The sequence below is a fragment of the Bradyrhizobium sp. USDA 3364 genome (genome assembly GCF_054056355.1).
This window is the reverse complement of the sequence record NZ_JBSRYG010000002.1, coordinates 4,494,202-4,517,972: the sequence shown is the minus strand read 5'-3', so window position 1 is coordinate 4,517,972 and position 23,771 is coordinate 4,494,202. Positions and strand designations below refer to the sequence as shown.

Here is a 23,771-nt window from a genome sequence, read left to right as displayed (position 1 = left end):
TATTCTAACGCTTCTCAATGCTCCGAGTATCTGATTTGGGAATCGTTGCCAAGTCGCAGGGCAATTGCAAGTCAATTGTGGCTTTGCGGACCTATAGGCGCGTGCTGGATACGATCGAGCCAGAGCCTTTGAGGAACGGAATGCTAGGGCGGGCTCTGCGGCTGGAGCTCGGGAGCCAGGCCAGCTGTCCCTGGGTCCGGAACGATATTCGGCGCCGGCCCGGCGGGCGGTGGCGATTCGGACTTATGTTTCGGTATCAGCGACACCCCGCCATAGAGCAGGCCGATGGCAATGAGCCAGCTGCCAAGAATGCGCGCCGGAATCGGAAACCAGTCCCGCCGGAACGCCCGCGCGGTCAGCGCAACGGCCGCGATGATCCAAAACCCGAGCGCCACTCCCGCCACGGGGATCGCAATATCGTGAAGGCTGGGGTCCGTCACCTGGATCGTCACCGCCAGCATGCTTCCGGCGACGACGGCGGCGACGAGCAGAAGCCTTGAACGCAGTCGCCCATCGGGCAGCGCGAGTGCGACGCCGACGGCCACGCTGGAGATTGTCGCCGTCAGGAAATGGTGGCTTGTTGCCCCTGGAATTGCCGCCAGGGCCGACAGCAGCCAGTCTCGGCCGAAAAAGCCGACAGCCACGCCGCCGCCGAACAGCGCAAGTGCTCCGAGACTGCAATTGCGGCCCACCAGTGCGACGGCGACGCCGAGTCCGACCAGCGGGAGCACCTGCTCGGGTGCGAGCGCAGTCGATAATATCCACCACGCGAGCATGCTGCGTCCCACAGCGGGACACATCGCTATTGCCGCCGCCCCGAGCAATCCGAGAGCGACCAGTGCGGGGCCACTCCATTTTCCCGCAATGGCGAGGACGTCGACAAGACGTTCACCTGGCGGAGAGCGCTGGGACAAGGAAGTAAACTCCGCCAAGCCCGATCAGCACTCCCAGCCCGCGCGCCAGGCGCCCCCCAAACGGCTTGCCTAGTCCAAGCCCGACGCCGATACCAAAGACGTGGATCAGGCCCGTCGCGAGGACGAAGCCAATGATGTAGTCGACCGGATCGGCCGCAAGGGGCAACTCAGCTCCGTGCGCGTATCCATGACAGATCGCAAAAACCGCTATCAAACAGAGCGCTATCCCTTCCGCAGGCTTCCAGGCAAAAGCGATTGCCAGGCCCAGCGCGAGGATCGAGAGCGCGATGCCGATCTCCACGCCCGGCAGCGGCAGGCCGAACATTCCGGCAGCGCCGCCGGCAACCATGATCAGCGGGAATGTCACCGGCAGCGTCCAAACCGGCCGACCGCCCATCTGGGCGCCCCACAGGCCGACGGCGAACATCGCAAGAAAATGGTCTGGCCCGGTGAGCGGATGGACAAACCCGCTTCCGAAGCCGCCGGAGCCCGTCGAGGCGATGTGGGCCGCCGCGGAATCTGGCAGCATCCAGCAGCAAAAGCCGATGGCAACAGCGGCGAGGGCTGCGCGTCGCAGATTTAGTCGGATCGTACGATTCACAAGAGCCAGTCAATCCTATTTGAACATACAACCGCACCATCGAGAATGCGATTTTCCCGATTCAGTTTGAAAGTGCGGAGGACAGTTGCCTTAGATTGTGCCGAACAAGATCAATATATGTGGGCGCATCGCCTTTTTGATCCGTGAGAGCGTCAGAGTACAGCGTGCCTCCAATTCTGGCACCGGTTTCCGTGGCAATTTGCTGCATTAGCCGCGGGTCCGTGACGTTTTCCAGAAATACCGCAGGCGCCTTACTCTGCTTGATAGCAGTAATGATCGATGCCATGCCTTTCGCGGAGGGTTCAGCTTCCGTCGAAAGCCCCTGAGGCGACGCAAACTTGATGCCGTACTCCCGCTCGAAATATCCGAACGCGCGATGGTCCGTAACGATGAGCCGCTTGTCGGCTGGGATGTTTGAAATCGTCGATCGTACGTCACGATCGAGCTGGTCGAGACGGGCGAGATATTGCCGTGCGTTCTCCTCATACGCCGGCTTGCCCGCGGGATCGGCCGCGACCAATCCATCGCGAATGTTCTCGACGTAGGTTTTTGCATTCGCGACCGATTGCCAAGCATGAGGATCGGCGCTGCCATGACCGTCATCATCCGCCTTCCCGGCTCTCTCTTTCGGTTTGATCCGCGTGGTTGCAACAATGATCGCCGCCTTTGTGCCAGAGGCATTGATTAACCTGTCCAACCAACCCTCAAGCCCCAAGCCGTTCACGACGATGACATCTGCGTCGGCGAGCTTCTTTGCGTCCGCAGGCGATGGTGTATAGACGTGAGTGTTGCCGTTCGGCCCAACAAGCGTATTGACGTAGACCCGGTCGCCGCCGATATTTTTCACGAGATCGCCAAGGATGGAGAAAGTCGCGACGACGTCGAGCTTTTTCCCAGCGCTGGCGCTCTGAATCCCAAACAGCGTCACGATGATTGTGAGGAGAAGCGCATATCGTGGCATCATGACACTCCAATCTCACTCGGGCTTTGATGCTCTTGTCTATTGACGCTTGGATCCAGCGTCACGAATGAGCGCCGAAGAAAACTGTGCAAGCATGGCAGCGACCCAGAGCGGGCCGTGCTCATGGATCAAGCGCGGCAACGTCTCGCTCATCAAGACGGCGTGAAGCGTTTCAGCCGGAATGCCTGCCCGCTCGATGCGTTCGATCGCCAAGCCGATGTGATCGCGCGCTTCGTCAAAGCGGGGCGGTACTGCTGACGCGTCCGTCTCTTCGGACGTATGAAGCATCTCTTCCCGCAAGCGGCCGATCGTTCGGTTCGTCATGCCGCGTCCTTTGTCCAGGACGGGAATGGGTCTGGCAAACCGCGCCACGCTTCCGGAGTGAAATGATCGGACTCTCCGACCAGGCAGCTGTCGAGACGGCGGCGGATGGACGCCTCGTCCATCGGATCGATGCCGATGATCACGATCTCCTGCCGCCGGTCGCCCCACACCGGGTCGAGATAAGGCTTCATGCTCTGCCGCCAACCGGGATCCTCGGGCCATCGCTGCTGCGGGACAGCCGACCACCACAGCCCCCGTTTCGACGTTCGGACCATGGCTCCCGCAAGCGCCAGTTCGCCGACAAAATTCGGGCGCGTCGCGAGCCAGAAGAATCCCTTGGCGCGAATGACCCCCGGCCAGGGTTCATTGCAGAATGCCTGGAAACGTCCGGGATGAAACGGACGGCGGGCACGATAGACGAAGGACCGCACGCCATACTCCTCGGTTTCCGGGATGTGGTCCTTGAAGCCGTTGAGCTCCCTGAACCAGAGCGGGTGGCGATGAGCCTTCTCGAAATCGAAGGAATTGGTCCCCAGTACCTGATCGAGAGGCACAGTCGCGAAATCTGTCTCGATAATTCTGGCATCGGAATTCAGGGACCGGACGATCGCGCGCGCGATCTCGAGATGCTCCAGAGAGGCCGCCGAAACCTTGTTGAGCACGATCACGTCGGCAAACTCGATTTGCTCGACCAGAAGGTCGACGAGCACCCTGTCGTCCTCAGGGCCGGCAACTTCGCCTCGATCTCGAAGGAAGTCCTGGCTGGAATAGTTCGCGAGCAGACTGGCCGCATCCACGACCGTCACCATGGTGTCAAGACGAGCAACATCGGAAAGGCTGGCGCCCTCCTCGTCCCGGAATTCGAAAGTGGCCGCGACCGGCAGCGGTTCACCAACCCCGGTCGACTCAATCACCAAGGCATCGAAGCGGCCGCTCGAAGCCAGTTTCCGGACTTCGACCAGCAGATCCTCGCGGAGCGTGCAACAGATGCAGCCATTGGTCATTTCGACCAGCGTTTCATCGGTCCGCGTCAGGCCTCCATCCTGGCGCACAAGCTCCGCATCGATGTTGACTTCGCTCATGTCGTTGACGATCACCGCGATCCGGCGTCCCTCGCTGTTGGCGAGCATGTGGTTCAAGAGCGTCGTCTTGCCCGCGCCAAGGAACCCAGAAAGAACGGTGACCGGAAGATTTTGATGAGCCATCATGAGCCTCTGCGACTTGTGCGGCAGGTTTAGTCGTATATTATAACATCCGTCAACCGCCGTTTGAAGAATTGAGGAGACCTCGATGAAGCGCGCAATTGCCAAGGCGCCAAAACATCAGCAGATTTTGCGTATCCTGCAGACGGCAGGTGGGCCCATGACGGCCTATGAAGTCCTTGATGCCGCCCGCAAGCATGAGATATCAGCGCCGCCGACGGTCTATCGCGCACTCAACAAGCTGATCGAACAGGGAGCTGCTCACCGGCTTGAGACAATCAACGCCTATGTCGCCTGCGTTGACCCCCAGCATCGGCATGGGGCTGCGGTATTCGCAATCTGTCGCGACTGCGGCAATGTGGAAGAACTCGATGAAGCCGATGCCTTTCGGCGTCTCAGAGCAACAGCCGACAAACATGGTTTCAAGATCGAAACCGCAGTCATTGAACTCAAGGGTCAATGCAATGCGTGCGTGGGATCGCACGCCTAGATGGTGGCGCCACAATCGACACCAGTAATCGTGCTTTCCGGCTTTCTCGGCGCCGGCAAATCGACGCTTTTGAACGACCTTCTCCGCGACCCGGCATTCGGCGACACCGCCGTCATCATCAATGAATTCGGTGACATCTCGATTGATCACGATCTTGTCCGCGTTGGCGAACGCGAGATGATGATCACGACAACGGGCTGCCTGTGCTGCACCGCCGGCAGCGACATCAGAACCTCGCTCTTCGAACTCCATGAGAGCGTCCAAAAGCAACTCGGCCGCAACTTTTCAAGGGTGATCGTCGAGACGACAGGTCTTGCGGATCCCGCCCCCGTGGTCAACCAACTTATTCCTGGCGGCACGCCCGCAACGGGTTTGCGCGATCACGTCGTAGCTCGGCGGTTTCATTTGGCGGGTTTTGTCTGCGTCGTGGATGTCCTGGCTGCTGAACAAACGCTGGAGCGACATTTCGAGTGCCTCAAGCAGATTGCATTTGCCGATCGCATCGTCCTGACCAAGATAGACTTGGCAGAGAGCCCGATTGAGGACCTGCGCCGGCAAATTGCCGACATCAATCCGACCGCGGAGGTCGTTGACCGCCACGGCGCCGGATTCGCCATCGCGTATCTGTTCGAGGCTCGCGAATTCGCGACTGCGCAACGCAAGGAGGACGTTGAAGACTGGCTTGCGCTGGATCGCGTGCTCGCGGCCGAGCAGTCGGGCGAGCATGCCGCAACCACCAAGGGCCGCCACGCCGGCCGGATACAGACGTTCAGCATCATCAGAGACGAGCCGGTCTCACAGACGGATCTGGATGGATTTGTCTTCCTGCTCCAGCGCGCCGCCGGCGACCGGCTGTTGCGCGTCAAGGGCCTGATTTCAGTTTCGGATGATGTCGATCGGCCCATTTTGATTCATGTGGTGCAGCACACGGTCTATCCCTTCCACCGTCTTGAACAATGGCCCTCCGAGGATCGCCGAACTCGCATTGTCCTCATCTGTCGGGATATCGATCCCGAGACAGTCCAGCAATTGTTCGATGTGTTGGCCGGATTGAAGAGACCGAGAGCTGCGCCCGTCGCGCTTGTGCTGATCGCTGCAGCGTTTGCGATCGCGGTGGGGGCAGCCGTGCTGTCGGTCTCAAACCACCTGTCGGAACATCATCGCGCCGGCCATCGCGATTGCAATCCCTTATACGGGCCGACAGATTCTGTTTGCACGCCGACACATCTATCCGAAATGAACTGGCAGGACCGTCGTCCGAGTTTGCGGAATCTGCCTGTTTTCATTCTCTCTCCATCACGCATGCAGGCCTTGACGGCCACTTCGATAGAAGCGACTGCTATAATGTAACGTCGGTGATTGGACGCCATGCACAACATATTCGAACGAAGGGGTTGGGCACAATGACGGCCGCGAACTCCAAGCCCGCCGCGATGCGCGACAACGATACGTCGCGGCTTCGCTTTTCGCCGCTCCGCACCGGCGTCGCTCACCGGCTGATTCCGATCACGATGTTGGTAGCAATCCTTTGGTTGGCAATTGCGCTGGTCGTCAGATCATGAGGCCGGCCATCGTATATTCCGCTCCTCCGAAGTCGAACAACGTCGCTCTCTCCTTCGAGGATCTGACGCTCGGATACGACCGGCATCCGGCAGTGCACCATCTCAACGGCACCGTCGCGCGAGGCGATCTCATTGCCCTCGTCGGTCCCAATGGCGCAGGCAAATCGACCCTGCTCAAAGGCATCATTGGGGATGTCAAGCCGCTGCAGGGAAGACTCGACCGCAAGGGAGCAAATCCGCGCGACTTCGCGTATTTGCCCCAACTGAAGGAAATCGATCGAAGCTTTCCGTTGCGATTGTTCGATCTGGTCTCGATGGGTCTGTGGCACGAGATTGGCGGTTGGCGCCCCCTTGATACGCAACTGGAGCTGCGCGCGAGGCAGGCGCTCGACTTGGTCGGCCTCGCCGGCTTCGAAGATCGCCTGATCGGCTCTCTTTCCGGTGGCCAGTTCCAACGGGCCCTATTTGCACGACTCATGCTGCAAGATGCGCCGATTATTCTGCTCGATGAACCGTTTGCTGCGATCGATAGCCGGACAGTGTCGGACCTGATTGCAATCATTCAGAGATGGCGTGAGGAAGGACGAACCATCATCGCGGCAGTCCATGACCTCGACCAAGCACGAACGAACTTTCCACAAACTCTGTTGCTCGCACGCGAGCTGGTTGCCTGGGGCGACAGCGCGGCCGTCCTGACGGACAATAATCTCAGGCGCGCGCGTCAGCTGTGCGAGGCGTGGGACGAGAATGCCGAACTGTGTCAGCGTGGAAAGCATGAGGCGCAAAAGAAGTCATGATCGATCTTCTTATCGGGCCATTCGTCGAGTTCTCGTTCATGCGCCGGGCGCTGGTCGGATGCTTTGCGCTGTCGCTAGGCGCCCCGCCGATCGGCGTATTTTTGATGCTTCGACGGATGAGCCTGATGGGGGACGCGATGAGCCACGCGATCCTGCCTGGGGTCGCGATTGGCTATCTGGTTGCGGGATTTTCCCTGTCGGCCATGTCCGCAGGCGGCTTGATCGCAGGCCTGAGCGTTGCGCTCCTGGCGGGAGCGGTCAGCCGATCCACCGTCCTCAAGGAGGATGCAAGCCTAGCGGCATTCTACCTGATGTCCCTCGCAGCTGGAGTCCTCATCGTTTCTGCCCGTGGCTCAAATGTCGATCTAATGCAGGTCCTGTTCGGCACCGTGCTCTCGCTTGACAACAAATCCCTGCTTTTGATGGGCGCCATCGCAACCATCAGCATGATCGGACTGGCGATCATCTACCGCCCCCTCGTCGTGGAGTGCATCGATGCACAATTCCTGCGCTCCGTGAGCCGTTCCAGTTCCGTTGTGCATCTTTCCTTTCTTGTCTTGGTGGTGTTGAGCCTCGTGGGAAGCTTCAACGCACTCGGCACACTGATGGCCGTCGGCATCATGCTCCTGCCCGCCGCGACCGCGCGATTTTGGGCCGACGAAGTCTTCCAGCTCATCATGTTCGCCGTCATCTTCGCCCTTGCAGGCTGCTACGTTGGCCTCCTTCTCTCATACTACCTGAACATGGCGTCTGGCCCGACCATCGTCGTCACCTGTGGTGGGTGTTACGTTCTTTCCATGCTCTTTGGTCCGCGCGGCAGTGTCCTCACCAAGTTGCTTCCGGTGCGCCATCTCGAAGCCTGACCCAGTTTGTCCTGGAGGACGCAGCTCGTGAGACACAATCGAGCGATGATCAGCATATTGAGCGCCTTGCTTATGTCAGCGCTTGCTGGTTGGGAACATCCAGCGAATGCTTCCGACAAGATTCTGGTTGTCACATCATTTTCCATTCTCGGCGATCTCGCCCGCGAAGTCGGTGGCGACCGCATAGCCGTGATGACGCTCGTGGCGCCCAATGGCGATGTTCACACGTTCCATCCCACGCCTGCTGATGCCAGACATCTCGGAGACGCGAAGGTCCTTGTTATGAACGGCCTGGGACTGGAAGGCTGGATGCCTCGATTGCATGACGCGTCCGGCTTTCGCGGCGTCCTTGTAACAGCAAGCGCCGGCGTCAAGCCGCGGGAAATGGTGGAAGACGGCACCAGGGTGACCGATCCGCATGCCTGGCAGGATCTGCAAAATGGCAAGATCTATGTTGCGAACATACGGGATGGCTTGGCCAAGGCAGATCCGAACGACAAGGCGACATTCGAGACGAATGCCCAAAGACTGATTGATGAAATCGACGAGCTCGATGCGGAGGTGAGAGCCGCAGTCGCCAAGATTCCAACAGAGCGGCGCAAAATCATTACCACGCATGATGCGTTCGGCTATTTCGGTGCCGCCTACGGTTTCGAGTTCATTGCCCCCGAAGGTATCAGCACCGAAAGCGCACCTTCGGCGCAGGACCTCGCCAGGATTGTACGTCAGATCAAAACCGAGAGAATCCCGGCCGTCTTTCTGGAGAACGTCACCGATCCTCGGCTTGTTGGTCAACTTTCCAGCGAGACCGGCGCGGTGATCGGTGGAACGCTCTACTCGGATTCTCTTTCGGCTCCCGACGGCCCTGCACCGACCTATCTTGACATGTTTCGTTCCAACCTTCGGACCTTGATCTCCGCGCTATCCGAATAACCGTTGTCCACGCGTATCGTATATTATACTATCCCTTCATAGATTGGACGAGACCGTGTGGATTTTTGGCCCGTCAGACCCGGAGTGTTCACGATGACTAACCTCGACGTTCAAACGCCCGTCACTGTTCTCACGGGTTACCTCGGATCGGGCAAGACCACGCTGTTGAACCGCATTCTGACCGAAACCCACGGGAAGCGCTATGCGGTGATCGTCAACGAATTTGGCGAAGTCGGCATCGACAACGACCTCATCGTCAACGCCGATGAAGAGATCTTCGAGATGAACAACGGCTGCATCTGCTGCACCGTTCGTGGAGATCTCATACGCATCATCGAAGGCTTGATGAAGCGCAAAGGTAAATTCGACGGCATCATTGTCGAAACGACGGGCCTGGCCGATCCCGCGCCAGTTGCGCAAACGTTCATAGTCGACGAAGAGGTTCGCAAGAGGACGAAGCTCGACGCGATCGTGACCGTGATCGACGCCAAGCACCTGCTTGGCGAGATCGAGAGCGCGCACGAGGCGCAGGAACAGATCGCATTTGCCGATGTCATTCTCATCAATAAGACCGATCTGGTCACCTCTGACGAAATCCAGCAAGTTGAAGCTCGCATCCGCCAGATCAACCCATACGCCAAGCTACATCACACCGAGAAGTGCTCTGTCGACCTTGGCAAGGTCATGGGCATGGATGCGTTCGATCTGAATCGAATCCTGGAATTCGAGCCCGACTTCATGAATGAGACGCACGCGCATGAGCACGACAGTCACGTCAAGAGCTTGTCGCTGAAGTCAAGCCGAGACTTGGACCCCGATCGTTTCCTGCCATGGATCCAGATGATCGTCCAAAAACTCGGCGTGGACATCCTTCGCATGAAAGGCATTCTGGCTTTCAGGGATGACCCCGACCGGTTTGTCGTCCAGGGCGTGCACATGCTGATCGATGGCGCCCCACAGCGGCCTTGGAAAGAGACCGAGCCGCGCGAGAGCCGCCTCGTCTTCATCGGAAGAAATTTGCCGGAAGACGTGTTGCGCACGGGATTTGAGGCCTGCCAAGTCTAGTCCCGCAATGCAAGGACCGAATTGAACAGTCGGGTTGAAGCACGACATGTCATCGTCATTTGTAAATCCGTTCGCCCGCAAATCAAAGATTGGGTACCCGGAATCCGTCGCGCGGTTGAAGGAAGAGGCGCGCCGGCACCTGGACCTGACGGAAGAAGTCACAATTTCCGTTACCGAATTGAATTGCAGCGATAGGGATTGCCCCGACACCGAGACAGTCGTCGCGGTACTCATCAACGGCGAGAAGCCGCGTCTGGCCCGCATCCATAAACCGATTCCCGAAGTGACGTTGAAGGATTTGGTGAAGGCTTTTGGAGGCGATCAAGACGACCTGACGTGATGGTTGGCTCCTAGCATCCACCTTTTGGGAGCGTATGCCTCCCCGACGCTGTCACCAAGATCCGATCGCCGAATTCGGGTCTAGTTACCCCTTGAGTTTGTCTCATTGCAAGGCTGGCGCTGCATTCACCATCGTCATCGGGTTTAAAGCACGATACGACGCTTGGGCCCCACCGTTCTGTGCCGGCGCACGGATGCGCGCTGGGCTGCGGGCTGGAATCAGACCTCGTCAATGTAGCAGACGGGAGAAATGCTACGTCTGGCTCGGGAATCACTGGCTCGCAATTGGCGTCGCCAAACCGCTCGTGGAGCTTGACAGATGCGAAGCGGATCAGCCGTGCGCCACCCATCCTCGCCAAGTGAAGGCGGCGTAGAACTGGCTGATGTTGGAGAATCCAGCCTCACGCAGAATCGCTTCGTCCTGCTCGGGGTTGAGCATATTCAGATTGGCCTCGATGATCCCGCGCATTGCCTGGGCGCGCTCAGTATCCACACCGGAGGCAATTGCGAACGCGACGTACCTCGACAGCGGGAGACAGACGACGCGCGAAGTTAGGGTTCCCGGGCGACCTTGAGCATCTCAGTGGCAGGGTCCACGCCGTTGAAGGTCCAACTCAGGTGAGTCTGCGCGAGCGCCTTCAACTCAAGGCCGCCGCCGCCACGTCGGGCTTGACAGCACCAAGTCCAACTATTAATCCATGGATCGTTGGACTGATGGAGTATGAATGGCACGCAATACGCATCTCCATTCTCCACGGCCGATCGCAAAACTGCCGAACGACCTCCAGCTTGAGGAGGCGTCTGCGATGTTTCGAGCGCTCGGCGATCCAGCCCGGTTGCGTTTGCTGGCCCACCTCGCCAGCGGCGAAGTCTGTGTGTCGGAACTGGCGGAGTTGGAAGACGAGAATTTGACCACGGTATCGGCGCGCCTGAAGACGCTCCATGCGGTGCGGCTGGTCAAGCGCAGGCGAGAGGCAAAGCACATCTACTATGCGCTCTCCGATGACCATGTTCTTCGACTGGTTGAGAGCGCCATCGAACATGCCGCCGAAAGGCACAACATCTGATCTCGGGCAGTTCGAGATCAATACGGAAGGAATGAACAATGAGCGCGTGTAACGAGAAGCATCATGCCAACCACACCCATCAACATGGCCCGAACTGCGGACATACCGCCGTCCGACATGACGGCCATGTCGACTATCTGCACGACGGTCACCTGCATCACATGCATGGCGATCATGTCGATGAGCATGTGATCGCTGTCAGCGCCGCAAACCCTGTGCGCTGCACGCCCGATACGAAATGCGCCTCTCATACCCACGGCCCCGGTTGTGGACATGAGGCAGTGCCCCATGGGGACCACATCGACTATCTCGTCGACGGACGCTTGCATCACGCCCACGGCGACCATTGTGACGATCACGGTCCCCTGAGACTGGCCTGATCTCCTCTGGCGAATCAGCCGCAGTGTGAGTGAGCGCTACGAGGAATTTCCCCGTCGCAGCGGGCACAGGCCCGCCCTGTCCTAGCGCGGACCGTGGCAAGACGTAGCCACGGTCCATGACTTTGATGGGAGGCCTACGGCTACATCATGTGGGGATTTTGGGATTCGTGGAACAGGTCGAACAGCTGCAGCGCAATCACGGCGGCAAACACCGCGCAGGCAAGCGGCGCGATCGGCAGCCCCCAAATAGGGGGACACATCGAGCGCGTCGGTGATCCCAAAGAGGCCCCGATTCCGACAAACACCTTGGCCGAACGAGACGAGACCGGCATCACCCGCGAGCAGGTTCCACATCTGCGCCATGGCCAAGATCATTCCGCAGCGGTCGGCTTGCGAGGCATATCGACGACCAGTTGGCAGTTTTGAGAAGCTCTCGTCAGAGTCACGGGTTTCCCCTTTGCGAGCGCTTGCAACCTCGCTGTTTCCCGGCCCGGCGATAGAGGCTCCGCCAGCTGAGCACGGGCAGATCATTTCGACGGAGTCAGCGAAATTCCAATCGCAGTCGCCGCCAGGCAATCAGGATCCCGGTGACACTGAATGCTGCGCCCAAAGCGCATAAAACAACAACGAGGGTCGTACGCAGTTCTGGGCGCGCCATCAAGACGGGAAGGTCGAGGGTATGCAGCGCGCGGTACAGCCAGCGATAGCTTCGACGTTGTGGATCAAGCTTTTCCAGGTTGGCGCCGCTGGCGCCATCGACTTGGTACCAGACCTCTCCGCAGATGGACCGATAGACCGGAGCCGCTGCAGCGTCAGATGCGATGATATATTCATCGCCTCGCGTCACGACGGACGTGCTCGAGCAGCCTCCGAGCGCGTGGACGATGGCGGCGTTGACTTCGTCGGCCTGCAAGAACGAGGAAGACGACGCACCTGACAGCGGATCGACGAGGGAAAGCTGCTGAGTGTCGATCACCGTTCGAATACGCCGATAGATACGGGCGCCGAGAGCGAACCATTCGATTTCTCGGGTGGTAGGTGGGGCGACTCCTATTGACGTCAGACTTTCCCAAGCCGCCGTGCCGGCAATCCGATCCGCTTCCGATGTGGTCAGCGCGCCGGTGGAAAAGAGACGGCCATGGTCCATCGATAGCCACCCGCTGACAATCCAAGTCATGACGAAAACGGCGCACGTCAATCCGAGCCAGTGATGCCAAGCATGCCATCGTCGGTAAGGAGATACGATACGGCCCCGCACGCGCTTGAGACGAAACAGACCCACGATAACGCCCGACAATGCCGCGAGGACAGCAGCAAGGGATAGCCACCAGACCGTAACGTTCCAGACTGCCCAGTTTCTGCGCAGTACGGTCGGGTAGATCCAATGCGCGATGCTTCCAACGTAGTTCCATGCACGCTCACTGCGCGTCGAGTCGCTTACGATCTCACCGGTGCGCGAGGAGACGTAAAGCTCCGTTCCCGCATGATCGTTCAGGGCAACGCGATAGAGAGGTCGATAAGGATCGAAGCTGTTCGGTACCGTCCATTGATCATATTCGGCCAGCCGAACCAATGTAGTGGAAGCGGAAGCGAAGCCGCGTAAACGCGCATGCTCTGACGCGATGGCCACAGCAACCAGCTCGGACCCGACATCGGCCGCGCGCAAATCGTCGGCACGCAAGGCTTTCATGCCGGAGGACGTAGACACCAGGTAGACAGGACCGTCGCTGCGCTGCCACAAGCGCACTCGCGTAACGCCCTTGAGAAGGCTCGCTGCGACGGCCTCGGCCGGGCTGTGCTTTATCACGGAGACGTCGATGGCCGGTAGTCCAGCGAACCGTTCGGTTTCGGTGAGCACAGGAAACGGCACAAAGTGCATCACGATACCGGATGCAAACCACATCGCGAACAGCAGGCACAGCGGAATGCTCAGCCAGCGATGGATAAGGACCAGGAATCGCTGTAGGCGGACTACCATCAGAACTTGAACGACGTCTCAATTTCGTATGTTCGCCGTGCTCCCAGGAAAATCTGGTCAGGGTAGAATGGGTCACTCCAGGCGGCATATATCTTGTCCGTGAGATTTCGAACCCGGAACGTGACACGCGTGTTGTCGAATGTGGGGAACGTCCGGGATTTGGGAATGTCGACGAACGCAAATACGTCAGCCGTCGTATAAGCCAGCATCGTCACCGTGTTGGCATCGGTGGTATAGCGATCACCGACGTGACGCACCGAGAAGCCAGCTTCGACCGGCAGCCAGCCCGGATTAAGGAAGCGGTAGGATGCCCCGCCGTTCACCACCAACGCAGGAATGTTGGGCGGTGCGTTTCCGGAGAATGAGCCGCCGGTGAAATCATAGTCCGCATAGCGGGCGTGGACGTAGGCGACGTTGCCCCAGAGCTTGAGCTCGGGGACCGGCCGCACCGCCGCAGCGAACTCGATACCTTGCGATTTGACCTTTCCTGCAAGGTTGAGAGTCTGTCCGGCCTGCGCCGTGTAGACATTGCTGCGCTCGATGTCGAAGGCCGAAAAGGTCCATTCGGCACGGCCGTTCCACCACAGGTTCTTAACGCCGGTCTCGTAGCTACGCGCATCCGTAAGCACAAGCTTCTGCGTCGGGCTCAAGAGAAAGATGCTTCCGCCTGACAAATCGCTGGCCGTGGCATACTGGCTGTAGAACGTGGTGCCCTGAAACGCTTCCCAGGTGTAGCCGATCCGGCCTGTGACCGGGTCCCAGTTGGCCGAGTAGGGAAAGCCGGCCTTTGTTGCGCCGTAAACGTTTGTCGAGTCGCGATCGAGCGAGAACGGATTGTAGCGCAGGCCGCCAATCAGGGCGAAGGTCGGCGTCAGCTTCAGACGATCTTCGATGTTGAATGCGATGCTGTCGATGGTGGCGGTCTGACGCTGTGTCGTAAGCAGGCCGTAATACCCGCGGGTGGGGTCGACCAGGTTGACCTGGTCGTAAGGAAAGTTGGCAGCCGCGGGGCGGGTAAAGTCCAGATGGTAGGCCTCGACGCCAGTGACCAGGCGATTGTCCAAACCGAAGAAACGCGAGTCCCAGGTCACGTCGGTATTGTTGCCGACGGTGTTCTGATTGTGATGCACGAAGAAGCGCTCGCGATCCACCTTGTTGTCGGTAGTATTGAAGGCACTGACCTCGCTGTTGTACCAGTCACGACTCGAATTGTACTCGTAAGTCTGGCTTCTTAGCGTGACGTTGTTTGCGAGATTCCATTCAAATCCGGTGCGGAACCACGTCTCGTCGATAGTCTTGTGGTTGTCCAGCACATTGTAGTTCGTGTTGAGCGTCCGGCTGTCGATCGTGACAGCGCCGAGGTTGGTGCCGTTGTAATCTGACACCTTCGTGCCCGATACGACCCCGTTGGTCGCGTAGGGACCACTAAATGCTACGGGAACGAGCGGTGTTCCTTCGTAGATGTGGCCGTAATAGTTCTTGTATTCTGCTGCGGCGAACACCTTGAAGGTGTCCGAGAGGCGATAGTCGAGTTGCCCAGACACGTGCAGGTTCTTCGCGTCGGTACCATCGATGAATCCATTCACGTTCGACTGACTGATATCGAAGCGATAGTCGAGACCCTGAATTTTGGTGCTGCCGCCGGATCCAAAGCCGGTCCGGTAGCTGCCGTAGGAATCAAATCCGACAAATGCCTCGTTCTGGATGGGGCCGGTGTGCGGCGTCTTGGTGACGTAATTGATGGCGCCACCGACCGCGGCTTCGCCCGACATCAGCGACGACGGACCCTTGAGGAATTCAACATGGTCGAGATTGAAGGTCTCCATCGTCAAGGCCGTGAAGCCCGTCGGCCCAATATTGATGCCGTTGTAGGTCACGTTGATCTGATTGCCTTGGAAACCGCGCATCGCGAATGAGATGTCGTTCGGCGCATCTCCCGCCTGGACGCCAGTCGCTCCCTTAACGGTATCGAGCATGTTGTGGTAGCCCTGCTCGCGGATCGTGCTCGCGTCGACGACCTCAACTGTCGCTGGAGTTTCCCGCGCGGTTAGTCCCAAGCGGCTCGCGCTCTGCGTAACCGTATTGGTGTTGAGCGGCGTCGCCGGCATTTGCTGTTGCCCTAGCGAGTGCGGCGACACTTCGGCAGTGGTTGGTAATCGCGGATTTCTGCTCGTGCGCGAGACCCGACCTCTCTGCGCGCTCGACGGCGTCGCCACTCTGGCCGTTGATCGCTGCTGTGGCGCATCAACGGTTACCGGCGGCAACGAAGTCGCTGGCTGGCCGGTTAGTGACGAAGGCATCTGAGCTTGCGCTTGGACCACGCCAAGAGAAAAAACGTCTGCCGCTATCAAAAGCGTTGAAAGAGAAACCGAACTCGACAGATAACGCACGCTTGCCCCCACAAACCACCTCGTCCCACATCGAGGCTTCCCCGCGCGAATGATGTAATGTTATAACGTTGCATGCGTCAAGAGGCGAACGGATCGCCATCGGCGAGACCCTCGTCACTGTTGCTGGGTACCACACACCACAGTGTCGTCGCGCGGTGGCGGATTAAGGCTCAAGAAATCCATGCTCGATGCTATTGAAGTAACGAAACAGTTCGGCGCCAAAAGCGCCCTGGACAAAGTCTCGCTCAGTGTCCAGCCCGGCGAGATCTACTGCCTGCTCGGGGCCAACGGCGCAGGCAAGACGACGCTGGTCAATCTGTTCCTGAATTTTCTCCAACCGACATCCGGTAGCCTGCAAATCGGCAAGCTTGACGTGGTGCGTCAGCCTCTCGAGACGAAGCGGCTGCTCGCGTATATCCCCGAACAGGTCACGCTCTATGGCGTGCTCACAGGTTTGGAAAACCTGACATTCTTCTCTTCGCTCGCAATTGGTGAGCGCTTGCCGCGGCTGCGGCTGCTTGAGCTGCTCGAGGCAGCCGGTCTGCCTCGTCAAGCAGCCGACGACAGGGTCGCGACCTACTCCAAAGGAATGCGCCAGAAGGTGGGCATTGCCATCGCGCTGGCCAAGAACGCCAAAGCCCTTCTGCTCGACGAGCCGACCTCGGGACTTGATCCGTCTGCGGCTAACGAGTTCTCCGAGCTTCTCGTCAAGGCCAGCAACGACGGCGTAGCGGTATTTACAACGACGCACGATCTCTTTCACGCGAAGCAGACCGGGACACGCATCGGCATCATGAAGCACGGGCGGCTGGTGGAGGAACTCAGGAGCGAGGACGTCAGCCACGCCGATCTTGAAATGCTGTACCTCAAGCACATGAAGAATTGACGTGTTCGCAATCATCGCCGTTAAGGATCTCCGCGAATTGGCTCACGACGGGCGCCTGATCTGGGCTGGAGGTCTGGTGGTCGTCCTCATGCTGGTGGCTCTCGCGGCCGGGTTGAATCGGCAAGTTCAGCTGAATAGCGAACGGTCGGCCGGCCAAGCCCTCGACTACGACGCCTGGCTTCAACAAGGCTATCGCCACCCGCACGATGCGGCGGAACAGGGCATGCACGTGTTCAAGCCTGAACCATCGCTTACCGTCTTCGATCCCGGCATTGGGCCGTTTGTCGGCTCGACCGTCTGGCTTCAGGCGCATCGCCAGAGCGAACTCAAGTTCCGACCGGCCCAGGATGCCACCGGATTGCAGCGGTTCGGCGAGTTATCACCGGCCTGGCTACTTCAGGTTTTGGTGCCACTGCTCATTATCGTCATCGGCTTCAACGCCGTGAGCGGCGAACGCGAACGCGGAACGTTGCGCCAGCTTCTCAGCCTGGGCGTACCCCCGCGAAGCCTCCTCTTCGGCAAAGCGGCTGCGCTAGCGATCTGCGTTGGTGCTTTGACTGCTCCAGTCGGCATGGCCTTTGCGGTGCTCATCGTTGCTCGCCTACCCGCTGGAGAGCGCCTCGACGTGGTGTATCGGATCGCGTGGCTCGCGGTGGGATATGGGCTCTATCTCGGCTTTTTCGTATTTCTGACGCTTGCGGTATCGGCTCTTGTACGTTCATCGCGGGCAGCCCTGGTCTTGCTGCTGAGCTTCTGGGTCGCTGCAACGCTGATTGCTCCGCGCACCGCCTCCGAGGCAGCCAATTTGCTTTATCCTACACCGTCCCGGCTCGACTTTGACAATCATCTCGCGCACGACGTGGCCGATGCTGGCCGCAAGGCCTGGTCCACCCATTTCGGTGCGCGAATGCCGTGGGATCCATCGGTTCCACTCAACAAATGGGGTGCGGCGCTAAAGGTTGACGACGAGGCTGGCTACGGCGCACTTGATGAGAACTTCGGCAAGCTTTGGGATACATTCGAGCGTCAACAGCGCGCGCAAGTTTGGGTCGGCCTCGTTGCACCGGTCGTTGCACTCCGCGGCTTCTCGATGGGCATGGCGGGAACGGACTTTTCGCAACATCGCGACTTCTCAACCGCGGCCGAAACCCAGCGGCGGACGATTCAAAACATTGTCAGTGAAGACCTGATCGAACACGCCGATCGCTTGGGCAATGCGCACTTCACCTATAAGGCTGGTCCCGAGCTGTGGGCGAGCGTGCCGCAATTCAAGTATGAACTTCCGTCTGTTTCGTTCGCCTTGGCGCACCATTGGACAAGCCTTGTACTGCTCGCCGTCGTGTTCTGCCTCTCCGGCGTGCTCGCGCTGTACGCGCTCACCCGTCCGCTGATGCGCTAGATATTCGGATGATGATGATAATGATCAAGCGTCGTCCGCTTTCGAATTTGTCGCTGATTGTACGACATGAAGCCCGCATCCTTTTGCGCGATCGCACGCTGCCGTTGGTGTGTTGCGTTCTGGCCCTCATGGTAGGTTACGGACTGTTTGTGGGACTGGCGCAAGCAACGCTCCGCGACCGCATGGTCGACCAAGTCCTCAAACACGAAAAAGAGAACCAAGCGGCAAATAGTGAGACGCTCCAGTCCGTTCTCGGCGGCAAAACCGCGCTGATACCTTTCTCCAATCCGGCGAACCCTGCTGCGATGGCAGGCTCCCTGTCCGGGCGCTACGCCACCATGCCCAACGCGCCGCTCGCGACGCTGGCGATCGGTCAGTCGGACATGATGCCCAATTATTATCGCATCACCTATCTGAGCAAAGTTCAGTTCATGTACGACACGGAAATCGAAAATCCATGGAATCTGCTCAGCGGGCACTTCGACCTCGCCTTCGTCATCGTGTTCGTATTGCCTCTGCTGGTCACGACGCTCGGCTACAACCTTCTGTCGGCGGAGCGTGAACATGGCACCCTACGCATGCTATGTTCGCAACCCCTTTCCGTCAGTACCTTGCTGATCGGGAAAATCGTCGTGCGCATGCTCGCGCTGCTGGCGATCGCGATTCCCCTGCCGCTTGTCGTGCTGATTCTCATCCGTCCCGAAACCCGAGGCGGGGAGCAACTGGTCTTGATGCTTTCGTGGTCAGCACTGGTCGCGGCTTACACTTTGTTCTGGTTTGCGGTCGCGGCTCTGGTCAACGCCAGCGGTTATTCCTCTTCGACGAATGCCTTGATCATGGTGGCGACCTGGACATTTCTTGTGCTCGTCTTGCCGGTGACAATGAACCTTGTCGTAGGTTTCGTCAGCCCGGCGCCTTCCCGCACGGAATTGGCGAGCCGCACGCGCGTTGCGACGGCGGAATCCTTGCGCGAGTACGAGGGCCTCTATAGCGCGGACTACCGCTATGCCTCCGATCCGGAAGCGCTGCTGGTGAAAGACGAACGCGTCGAAGTGCCGTCGCGCATGCGCGCGTTTTTTCTGGCCAAGCAAAAAGTCGACGAACAAATCGAGCCGCTTTTGAAGCGCTTTGATCAGCAACTGCTGCAACAGCAAAAACTTGTCGATCGACTGAGCTGGCTGTCGCCTGCGATTCTCGTCAATGAAGCGCTGACCTCCATCGCCGGTACCGATTCACGTCGTTTCCTCGCGTTCAAGGATCAGACCGAGACTTTCCACGAAAAATGGCGGCAGTATTTCTCTCCCAGAATCCTGGAAAGCCGCGCCATGACCGTGCGTGACCTGTCATCATTGCCCCGATGGCATTGGATTGAGATCCCGGCAAGCGAAATCAGATGGAGCATCTGGTGGCGGGCCATGTTGGTGCTGGCGCTCGCATCCGTGCTTGGCGGCCTCGCGCTCAGGCGCGCGTCCCGCCGATCGATCGCGTGACTGTCCAAAGCGTTTCCGATCAAGACACCTCTGGTACAGAGAATCGCCAAAGCTATCGACACCGCAGTGAAGCCCAGACGGGGTGTGACGCTTGCCGCTGCTCGCCAGCAATATTCCTTGCGCCTGACCGCGAGATTGACCGATCCTGCCACAAGCCTTGAGGGCTAGCGTTCAGGCGTACCCGCGCATTCCGCACACTGGCCCTCCACCTCGATCATCGGATGCCAGGGCCTGAAGCCGGTTGTTTTCGCTGCGCCCCGCAAGCCGCGCGCCACCAGTTCGGACGCTGCCTCTTGAACTGCGCCACATTGCGCGCAAACCATGAAGACAACCGTTTCGCCTTCTCCGTGCAGATGATCGCAGGCGAAATACGCCGAGCGGGACGCCAGCCGATGGACGCACCCTGCCTCCTGCAAAAATTCGAGCGCACGGTAGACTTGCACGGTCTTGAGCTTTCGCGCATCGCTCACTTTCTCTGCGATCTCGTAGGCGCTCATCGGCTTTCCAGACGTCGCGAGCAAGGCAAGCACGCTTTGGCGCATCGGCGTGAACGGCACCCCTTTCGACACCGCGTACGAGCGGGCGCGAGATTCAACTGCGTCGCCGCCGACGGCGTGACCATGCATCTCCTCGTGCACGCGAGTTCCGCGCGGATTTGGGTCGCGGTGCATTCCATCTCACCTTGACTGTCCCAGGTGTAACAGTATAACAGGCACTGTATTGTTACGACATTACACCAAGGATCGTTCATGACCAAGTCCCAAACGCGGGAGGAGGGCCTCCTCCCCGCTTCTTCTCCGTCCCGAGTCTTCAACGGCGAAAACAGGGCCACGGGCGAGATCATTCTCGGGATTGACTTCAGGTCCAAGCGCCGAGAACGAATTTACGACGCAGACCTGGTCTGGTCCGGAGAACATACGGTCCTGGACTACACAGAGATCTAGGGTCTGAACGTGGCCGACTTCACGGCTATGACGATATTACAGCGATCGGGCTGCCGGCGCTTGACACGCACCCGCCCCCTAAAAAGGCTCTTCGATCTTTATGCAAAAATTCCCCGTCACCATCTTGTCCGGCTTCCTCGGGGTTGGAAAGACAACGTTGCTCAATCGCGCGCCCCACCGGTTTCCTGACATTACGCTTTCTTCCCGCTGTGGCACCGCGTGCACGGCCACGCTGGCGACAGTGGGGCGGAGTCTTTTCATTTGCGTGTTCGCGTTTTCGTCGGCCTGAAGCAGAATTCGTGGCCGACGTGTGGACACGAACTAGAGGTATCAGGTCGGTTTCGATATCAGCATGTTCGCCCGATGCCTGGGCAGCGCTGCGGATACTTCGCCGAACACCTGGCAGAGGCCGTAAGGACCATGCACGACGACATATCATCGATAGGCGGGCGCAACGTGTGGTCCGTGAAACCCTGGCGCGGAACGAGACTGGGGAGCGCGATCGTCTGCTCGACACTTGCGATGCTCACAGGGCCCGCGCTTGCTCAAGTTCCGAACCCTCTGCTGCCGCACAACCTGTCGCCATGGGGCATGTTCCTCAATGCCGACATCGTGGTGAAGGCTGTCATGGTTGGGCTTGCCTTTGCGTCGCTTGTGACCTGGACGGTCTGGCTCTCCAAGACCGTCGAGCTCAGCATCGCGACACGGCTTGCGCGACGGCGAATACGGATGCTCGAGGCGGACGGTAGTCTCCAGGACGCGGTGCGCGCCTGCCGTGATGATCGAGACGCGATTGCGCAACTGGTCTCTTCCGCCGCGCGCGAGGCGGAGCTATCCGAAGGCCCCATCGACGACGGTTTCAAAGAGCGCGTCGCCCTGCGGCTGGAGCGCGTGGAAGCGGCGATGACGCGGCAGGTCTCGCGCGGGGTCGGCATCCTTGCGACGATCGGCGCCACCGCGCCGTTCGTCGGCCTGTTCGGCACGGTGTGGGGCATCATGAACTCCTTCATCGGGATTTCCGAGTCCCACACCACCAATCTCGCGGTGGTGGCTCCCGGCATCGCGGAAGCGCTGCTTGCCACGGCGTTTGGACTTGTCGCTGCCATTCCTGCGGTCGTTATCTATAACCATCTCGCGCGTGTTATTGCTGGCTACCGCATGCTGCTTGGCGACGCCTCGGCGCAGTTGTTGCTCCTGATCAGCCGCAGCCAGAGCAGCCGCACCGCGATCCTGCCGCGCGCGGCGGCGGAGTGAGTGGCATGGCGTTTCGTCTCGGCACGCGATCAGGCGATGACGGTTTAGAGGTCCTGCATGAGATCAACGTCACGCCGTTCATCGACGTCATACTGGTGCTGCTCATCATCTTCATGGTGGCAGCTCCGCTTGCCACCGTCGACATCGGTGTCAACCTGCCCGCCTCGACCGCACCCGAGCAGCCGCGGCCTGACAAGCCGGTGTTCATCACCATCAAGCCGGACCTCGCCATCGCGCTCGGCGAAAGCATCATTTCGCGCGAGGCGCTACCGGCCGCGCTGGATACGGCTACCAACGATCACCGGGACGAGACAATTTTCATCCGCGCCGACAAGTTGGTGAGCTATGGCGACCTGATGAGTGTGATGAACATCCTGCGTGACGCCGGATATCTCAAGCTCGCCCTGGTCGGGCTCGAAACGCCGGCAACCAAGCAATGAATTCGCTCGCGCTGTATCTTCCGGAGAGGCGCGGTTTGTCCCGCTGGACGCTGGCTGGCATGACGATCCTCGCCGTGCATGTAGCTATCCTTGCCTCGCTCGTGGAGTGGTATGCCCGCGAGCCGGTCGAGCCCAACATCATTCCCGCCATCACCGTGACACTCGCGCCGGTCGAAGCCAGTTCGCCCGAGATTCAGAATCAGGACATCGCGGTTGGCCCAACCATGCAACAGGCGGAGGCCGTGCCGACAGAGGATCGCAAAGTCGAGGAGAAGCCGGTCGAGCAGGTCGAGCAGCCTCCACCGCAGCCGCAGGCGGAGGTCACGTTGCCACGGGAGGAGGAGAAGGTCGAGAAGCCGGAGGCTCAACTCATGACTCCCGCGCCGGAGACCCGCGCTGTTCCCAAGAACGAGCGCGTCGCCGAGTTCAGCGTGGCCAGCTCGAACGCCTACAATGCGCTGATCTTCGGGCACCTGCAGCGCTATAAGCGCTATCCGCTGGCTGCGCACGGAGCATCGGGCACGGTGATGGTGCGTTTCGAGTTGAACCGCGCAGGTGAGGTGGTCGCCAGCAAGGTGACAAAATCCTCGGGTAACAACGTCCTCGATCAGGAGGCGCTCGACATCCTTCACCGCGCCAGCCCATTCCCGGCCTTTCCCGCGGCCAAGCCCGGCACGCAGGACAGCTTCATCGCGCCCGTTAATTTCGGGCACTAGCTTTTGCGCTCGCCGGCGAGAGGCCTGTCCGCTAGAGCGAATGCGCGAGGCGCGCCTATCTCACAAGGCACATGGGGGCGTCGACTGAACGTGTCCGCATTAACTAGCGTTGCGAAAATTCCACGTTGCGAAAATCCCACAGAGTGCCTGATTCTGACGACGCTCTGCTTGACTGCCGTTGACAGCGTTCAATCAAGTTCGCGAAACTCTCGTCGACGTCGATTAGGTCTGAATGTTCGACCTTTCGACGAAAGGCGCGTTTCAGCATGAAGTGGTTCCGATCCAACACAAGGCGGGTGTCTTGGCTGGCGTTTTTGGCGCTGGGCATCCAGCTTGCGTTGTCGTTTGGCCATTTCCACGGCGTTGGCTCTGCTGCGATCGCTGCTCCTGAATTGAGCTTGGCCGCGTCTGAGCTTTCCTTCGCCGCTCAGGCCGCCAGCAGTCAGCATGAGCGGCAACCTGCCTCCAATCACAACTCGGGCGAGCGCTCGGGTGACATTTGCGCCATCTGCGCTGTGATGGCGATGGCTAACGTGGCGCTGTTTGCCACGCCGCCATCGTTGCCGCTCCCGCAGATTGTCGCATTCTCGGCTCTGACCACGGAGAGCGATTTCGCTCGCGTGGCATCCGCTTGGCGTGCGTTTCAGTCACGCGCACCTCCGATTTCCTGACATCCATTTAGTATCGCGAGAATCGCACCAGGCGATCTCCCGAATGAAATGAATTCAGTCCGTCGCAGCCCGACGGCAGGCGCTTGCGAATTCGCCCGCAGCGCC

The 23,771-nt window shown here is 59.4% G+C and carries 27 protein-coding genes; 17 read left to right on the top strand and 10 right to left on the bottom strand.

Annotation, left to right across the window (positions count from 1 at the left end; translation table 11 throughout):
• Nucleotides 1-143 precede the first annotated feature (143 nt).
• From ACVILL_RS21350 to ACVILL_RS21330, 5 genes are all read right to left on the bottom strand, one after another.
• Nucleotides 144-776, bottom strand: coding sequence for a hypothetical protein (locus tag ACVILL_RS21350; protein ID WP_456730849.1), 633 nt, complete (start codon nucleotides 774-776; stop codon nucleotides 144-146).
• 112 nt (nucleotides 777-888) lie between these two features.
• A complete protein-coding gene (locus tag ACVILL_RS21345; RefSeq protein ID WP_456730848.1) occupies nucleotides 889-1,515 on the bottom strand; it encodes a HupE/UreJ family protein in 627 nt (208 codons plus the stop codon).
• A 61-nt stretch (nucleotides 1,516-1,576) separates the two neighbouring features.
• A complete protein-coding gene (locus ACVILL_RS21340) occupies nucleotides 1,577-2,476 on the bottom strand; it encodes a metal ABC transporter substrate-binding protein (RefSeq protein ID WP_456730847.1) in 900 nt (299 codons plus the stop codon).
• Nucleotides 2,477-2,515: 39 nt separating this feature from the next.
• On the bottom strand, nucleotides 2,516-2,800 hold the full coding sequence (locus ACVILL_RS21335; RefSeq protein ID WP_456730846.1) for a hypothetical protein: 285 nt from the start codon (nucleotides 2,798-2,800) through the stop codon (nucleotides 2,516-2,518).
• Entirely contained in the window at nucleotides 2,797-4,005 is a 1,209-nt protein-coding gene (locus tag ACVILL_RS21330; RefSeq protein WP_456734322.1) for a GTP-binding protein, read from the bottom strand. Before ACVILL_RS21330 ends, ACVILL_RS21335 begins: the two co-directional genes overlap by 4 nt.
• 85 nt (nucleotides 4,006-4,090) lie before the next feature.
• Between ACVILL_RS21330 and ACVILL_RS21325 the strand changes: the two genes are divergently transcribed.
• The 8 genes from ACVILL_RS21325 to ACVILL_RS21290 all read left to right on the top strand — a co-directional run bounded on the left by ACVILL_RS21325 (nucleotide 4,091) and on the right by ACVILL_RS21290 (nucleotide 10,052).
• Entirely contained in the window at nucleotides 4,091-4,492 is a 402-nt protein-coding gene (locus ACVILL_RS21325) for a Fur family transcriptional regulator (RefSeq protein ID WP_456730845.1), read from the top strand.
• Nucleotides 4,493-5,842, top strand: coding sequence for a CobW family GTP-binding protein (locus ACVILL_RS21320; RefSeq protein ID WP_456730844.1), 1,350 nt, complete (start codon nucleotides 4,493-4,495; stop codon nucleotides 5,840-5,842). It abuts the gene before it with no gap.
• Nucleotides 5,843-5,895: 53 nt separating this feature from the next.
• The gene (locus ACVILL_RS21315) at nucleotides 5,896-6,054 is read left to right on the top strand and encodes a hypothetical protein (RefSeq protein WP_456730843.1); all 159 of its coding nucleotides are present in this window, start codon (nucleotides 5,896-5,898) and stop codon (nucleotides 6,052-6,054) included.
• Nucleotides 6,051-6,851: a metal ABC transporter ATP-binding protein gene (locus tag ACVILL_RS21310; RefSeq protein WP_456730842.1), complete on the top strand. Its 801-nt coding sequence runs from the start codon at nucleotides 6,051-6,053 to the stop codon at nucleotides 6,849-6,851. The genes ACVILL_RS21315 and ACVILL_RS21310 overlap by 4 nt, the downstream gene beginning before the upstream one ends.
• A complete protein-coding gene (locus ACVILL_RS21305; protein ID WP_456730841.1) occupies nucleotides 6,848-7,714 on the top strand; it encodes a metal ABC transporter permease in 867 nt (288 codons plus the stop codon). Before ACVILL_RS21310 ends, ACVILL_RS21305 begins: the two co-directional genes overlap by 4 nt.
• Nucleotides 7,715-7,759: 45 nt before the next feature.
• The gene (locus ACVILL_RS21300) at nucleotides 7,760-8,647 is read left to right on the top strand and encodes a metal ABC transporter substrate-binding protein (RefSeq protein WP_456730840.1); all 888 of its coding nucleotides are present in this window, start codon (nucleotides 7,760-7,762) and stop codon (nucleotides 8,645-8,647) included.
• A gap of 93 nt (nucleotides 8,648-8,740) precedes the next feature.
• Nucleotides 8,741-9,712, top strand: coding sequence for a CobW family GTP-binding protein (locus ACVILL_RS21295; protein ID WP_456730839.1), 972 nt, complete (start codon nucleotides 8,741-8,743; stop codon nucleotides 9,710-9,712).
• Between the two features lie 46 nt (nucleotides 9,713-9,758).
• On the top strand, nucleotides 9,759-10,052 hold the full coding sequence (locus ACVILL_RS21290) for a nitrate reductase (protein ID WP_456730838.1): 294 nt from the start codon (nucleotides 9,759-9,761) through the stop codon (nucleotides 10,050-10,052).
• Nucleotides 10,053-10,382: 330 nt separating this feature from the next.
• On the opposite strand, the gene ACVILL_RS21285 is transcribed toward ACVILL_RS21290, so the two are convergent.
• The gene (locus tag ACVILL_RS21285; RefSeq protein WP_456730837.1) at nucleotides 10,383-10,520 is read right to left on the bottom strand and encodes a hypothetical protein; all 138 of its coding nucleotides are present in this window, start codon (nucleotides 10,518-10,520) and stop codon (nucleotides 10,383-10,385) included.
• A gap of 256 nt (nucleotides 10,521-10,776) precedes the next feature.
• Here ACVILL_RS21285 and ACVILL_RS21280 point away from each other — a divergent pair, with 256 nt between their 5' ends.
• A complete protein-coding gene (locus ACVILL_RS21280; RefSeq protein WP_456730836.1) occupies nucleotides 10,777-11,118 on the top strand; it encodes an ArsR/SmtB family transcription factor in 342 nt (113 codons plus the stop codon).
• Nucleotides 11,119-11,135: 17 nt separating this feature from the next.
• Here the strand turns inward: ACVILL_RS21280 and ACVILL_RS21275 are convergent, their stop codons facing one another.
• The 3 genes from ACVILL_RS21275 to ACVILL_RS21265 all read right to left on the bottom strand — a co-directional run bounded on the left by ACVILL_RS21275 (nucleotide 11,136) and on the right by ACVILL_RS21265 (nucleotide 15,584).
• Complete coding sequence (locus ACVILL_RS21275; RefSeq protein WP_456730835.1) at nucleotides 11,136-11,465, bottom strand: hypothetical protein; 330 nt, start codon at nucleotides 11,463-11,465, stop codon at nucleotides 11,136-11,138.
• Nucleotides 11,466-12,039: 574 nt separating this feature from the next.
• Complete coding sequence (locus ACVILL_RS21270; RefSeq protein WP_456730834.1) at nucleotides 12,040-13,476, bottom strand: PepSY domain-containing protein; 1,437 nt, start codon at nucleotides 13,474-13,476, stop codon at nucleotides 12,040-12,042.
• A complete protein-coding gene (locus ACVILL_RS21265; RefSeq protein WP_456734321.1) occupies nucleotides 13,476-15,584 on the bottom strand; it encodes a TonB-dependent receptor in 2,109 nt (702 codons plus the stop codon). The genes ACVILL_RS21270 and ACVILL_RS21265 overlap by 1 nt, the downstream gene beginning before the upstream one ends.
• 463 nt (nucleotides 15,585-16,047) lie before the next feature.
• Between ACVILL_RS21265 and ACVILL_RS21260 the strand changes: the two genes are divergently transcribed.
• The 3 genes from ACVILL_RS21260 to ACVILL_RS21250 are packed head-to-tail and all read left to right on the top strand — an operon-like array spanning nucleotide 16,048 to nucleotide 19,641.
• Nucleotides 16,048-16,752, top strand: a complete 705-nt coding sequence (locus tag ACVILL_RS21260) for an ABC transporter ATP-binding protein (RefSeq protein WP_456730833.1) — start codon at nucleotides 16,048-16,050, stop codon at nucleotides 16,750-16,752.
• 1 nt (nucleotide 16,753) lies between these two features.
• Nucleotides 16,754-18,151, top strand: coding sequence for an ABC transporter permease subunit (locus ACVILL_RS21255; RefSeq protein ID WP_456730832.1), 1,398 nt, complete (start codon nucleotides 16,754-16,756; stop codon nucleotides 18,149-18,151).
• Nucleotides 18,152-18,171: 20 nt separating this feature from the next.
• Nucleotides 18,172-19,641, top strand: a complete 1,470-nt coding sequence (locus tag ACVILL_RS21250) for a DUF3526 domain-containing protein (protein ID WP_456730831.1) — start codon at nucleotides 18,172-18,174, stop codon at nucleotides 19,639-19,641.
• Nucleotides 19,642-19,805: 164 nt separating this feature from the next.
• Here the strand turns inward: ACVILL_RS21250 and ACVILL_RS21245 are convergent, their stop codons facing one another.
• Nucleotides 19,806-20,312 (bottom strand): transcriptional repressor, encoded by a 507-nt coding sequence (locus tag ACVILL_RS21245; protein ID WP_456730830.1) that lies wholly within the window; start codon nucleotides 20,310-20,312, stop codon nucleotides 19,806-19,808.
• Nucleotides 20,313-20,685: 373 nt separating this feature from the next.
• Here ACVILL_RS21245 and ACVILL_RS21240 point away from each other — a divergent pair, with 373 nt between their 5' ends.
• The 5 genes from ACVILL_RS21240 (at nucleotide 20,686) to ACVILL_RS21220 (ending at nucleotide 23,666) form a co-directional block, all read left to right on the top strand.
• On the top strand, nucleotides 20,686-20,874 hold the full coding sequence (locus ACVILL_RS21240; RefSeq protein ID WP_456730829.1) for a GTP-binding protein: 189 nt from the start codon (nucleotides 20,686-20,688) through the stop codon (nucleotides 20,872-20,874).
• A 233-nt stretch (nucleotides 20,875-21,107) separates the two neighbouring features.
• Nucleotides 21,108-21,839, top strand: coding sequence for a tonB-system energizer ExbB (gene exbB, locus ACVILL_RS21235; RefSeq protein WP_456734320.1), 732 nt, complete (start codon nucleotides 21,108-21,110; stop codon nucleotides 21,837-21,839).
• Between the two features lie 5 nt (nucleotides 21,840-21,844).
• Nucleotides 21,845-22,279, top strand: coding sequence for a TonB system transport protein ExbD (exbD, locus tag ACVILL_RS21230; RefSeq protein WP_456730828.1), 435 nt, complete (start codon nucleotides 21,845-21,847; stop codon nucleotides 22,277-22,279).
• Nucleotides 22,276-22,995, top strand: a complete 720-nt coding sequence (locus tag ACVILL_RS21225) for an energy transducer TonB (protein WP_456730827.1) — start codon at nucleotides 22,276-22,278, stop codon at nucleotides 22,993-22,995. The genes exbD and ACVILL_RS21225 overlap by 4 nt, the downstream gene beginning before the upstream one ends.
• Before the next feature lie 266 nt (nucleotides 22,996-23,261).
• Entirely contained in the window at nucleotides 23,262-23,666 is a 405-nt protein-coding gene (locus ACVILL_RS21220; RefSeq protein WP_456730826.1) for a DUF2946 family protein, read from the top strand.
• Nucleotides 23,667-23,771: the final 105 nt, after the last annotated feature.

What these genes read in the sequence shown, in the direction of transcription:
- ACVILL_RS21350 (WP_456730849.1), bottom strand. Translation starts at nt 776, where the DNA reads ATGCTCGCGTGGTGGATATTATCGACTGCGCTCGCACCCGAGCAGGTG.
- ACVILL_RS21340 (WP_456730847.1), bottom strand. Translation starts at nt 2,476, where the DNA reads ATGCCACGATATGCGCTTCTCCTCACAATCATCGTGACGCTGTTTGGG.
- ACVILL_RS21335 (WP_456730846.1), bottom strand. Translation starts at nt 2,800, where the DNA reads ATGACGAACCGAACGATCGGCCGCTTGCGGGAAGAGATGCTTCATACG.
- ACVILL_RS21330 (WP_456734322.1), bottom strand. Translation starts at nt 4,005, where the DNA reads ATGGCTCATCAAAATCTTCCGGTCACCGTTCTTTCTGGGTTCCTTGGC.
- ACVILL_RS21325 (WP_456730845.1), top strand. Translation starts at nt 4,091, where the DNA reads ATGAAGCGCGCAATTGCCAAGGCGCCAAAACATCAGCAGATTTTGCGT.
- ACVILL_RS21320 (WP_456730844.1), top strand. Translation starts at nt 4,493, where the DNA reads ATGGTGGCGCCACAATCGACACCAGTAATCGTGCTTTCCGGCTTTCTC.
- ACVILL_RS21315 (WP_456730843.1), top strand. Translation starts at nt 5,896, where the DNA reads ATGACGGCCGCGAACTCCAAGCCCGCCGCGATGCGCGACAACGATACG.
- ACVILL_RS21310 (WP_456730842.1), top strand. Translation starts at nt 6,051, where the DNA reads ATGAGGCCGGCCATCGTATATTCCGCTCCTCCGAAGTCGAACAACGTC.
- ACVILL_RS21305 (WP_456730841.1), top strand. Translation starts at nt 6,848, where the DNA reads ATGATCGATCTTCTTATCGGGCCATTCGTCGAGTTCTCGTTCATGCGC.
- ACVILL_RS21300 (WP_456730840.1), top strand. Translation starts at nt 7,760, where the DNA reads ATGATCAGCATATTGAGCGCCTTGCTTATGTCAGCGCTTGCTGGTTGG.
- ACVILL_RS21295 (WP_456730839.1), top strand. Translation starts at nt 8,741, where the DNA reads ATGACTAACCTCGACGTTCAAACGCCCGTCACTGTTCTCACGGGTTAC.
- ACVILL_RS21290 (WP_456730838.1), top strand. Translation starts at nt 9,759, where the DNA reads ATGTCATCGTCATTTGTAAATCCGTTCGCCCGCAAATCAAAGATTGGG.
- ACVILL_RS21285 (WP_456730837.1), bottom strand. Translation starts at nt 10,520, where the DNA reads ATGCGCGGGATCATCGAGGCCAATCTGAATATGCTCAACCCCGAGCAG.
- ACVILL_RS21280 (WP_456730836.1), top strand. Translation starts at nt 10,777, where the DNA reads ATGGCACGCAATACGCATCTCCATTCTCCACGGCCGATCGCAAAACTG.
- ACVILL_RS21275 (WP_456730835.1), bottom strand. Translation starts at nt 11,465, where the DNA reads ATGGTCGCCGTGGGCGTGATGCAAGCGTCCGTCGACGAGATAGTCGAT.
- ACVILL_RS21270 (WP_456730834.1), bottom strand. Translation starts at nt 13,476, where the DNA reads ATGGTAGTCCGCCTACAGCGATTCCTGGTCCTTATCCATCGCTGGCTG.
- ACVILL_RS21265 (WP_456734321.1), bottom strand. Translation starts at nt 15,584, where the DNA reads ATGCCGGCGACGCCGCTCAACACCAATACGGTTACGCAGAGCGCGAGC.
- ACVILL_RS21260 (WP_456730833.1), top strand. Translation starts at nt 16,048, where the DNA reads ATGCTCGATGCTATTGAAGTAACGAAACAGTTCGGCGCCAAAAGCGCC.
- ACVILL_RS21250 (WP_456730831.1), top strand. Translation starts at nt 18,172, where the DNA reads ATGATCAAGCGTCGTCCGCTTTCGAATTTGTCGCTGATTGTACGACAT.
- ACVILL_RS21245 (WP_456730830.1), bottom strand. Translation starts at nt 20,312, where the DNA reads ATGCACCGCGACCCAAATCCGCGCGGAACTCGCGTGCACGAGGAGATG.
- ACVILL_RS21240 (WP_456730829.1), top strand. Translation starts at nt 20,686, where the DNA reads ATGCAAAAATTCCCCGTCACCATCTTGTCCGGCTTCCTCGGGGTTGGA.
- exbB (WP_456734320.1), top strand. Translation starts at nt 21,108, where the DNA reads ATGCTCACAGGGCCCGCGCTTGCTCAAGTTCCGAACCCTCTGCTGCCG.
- exbD (WP_456730828.1), top strand. Translation starts at nt 21,845, where the DNA reads ATGGCGTTTCGTCTCGGCACGCGATCAGGCGATGACGGTTTAGAGGTC.
- ACVILL_RS21225 (WP_456730827.1), top strand. Translation starts at nt 22,276, where the DNA reads ATGAATTCGCTCGCGCTGTATCTTCCGGAGAGGCGCGGTTTGTCCCGC.
- ACVILL_RS21220 (WP_456730826.1), top strand. Translation starts at nt 23,262, where the DNA reads ATGAAGTGGTTCCGATCCAACACAAGGCGGGTGTCTTGGCTGGCGTTT.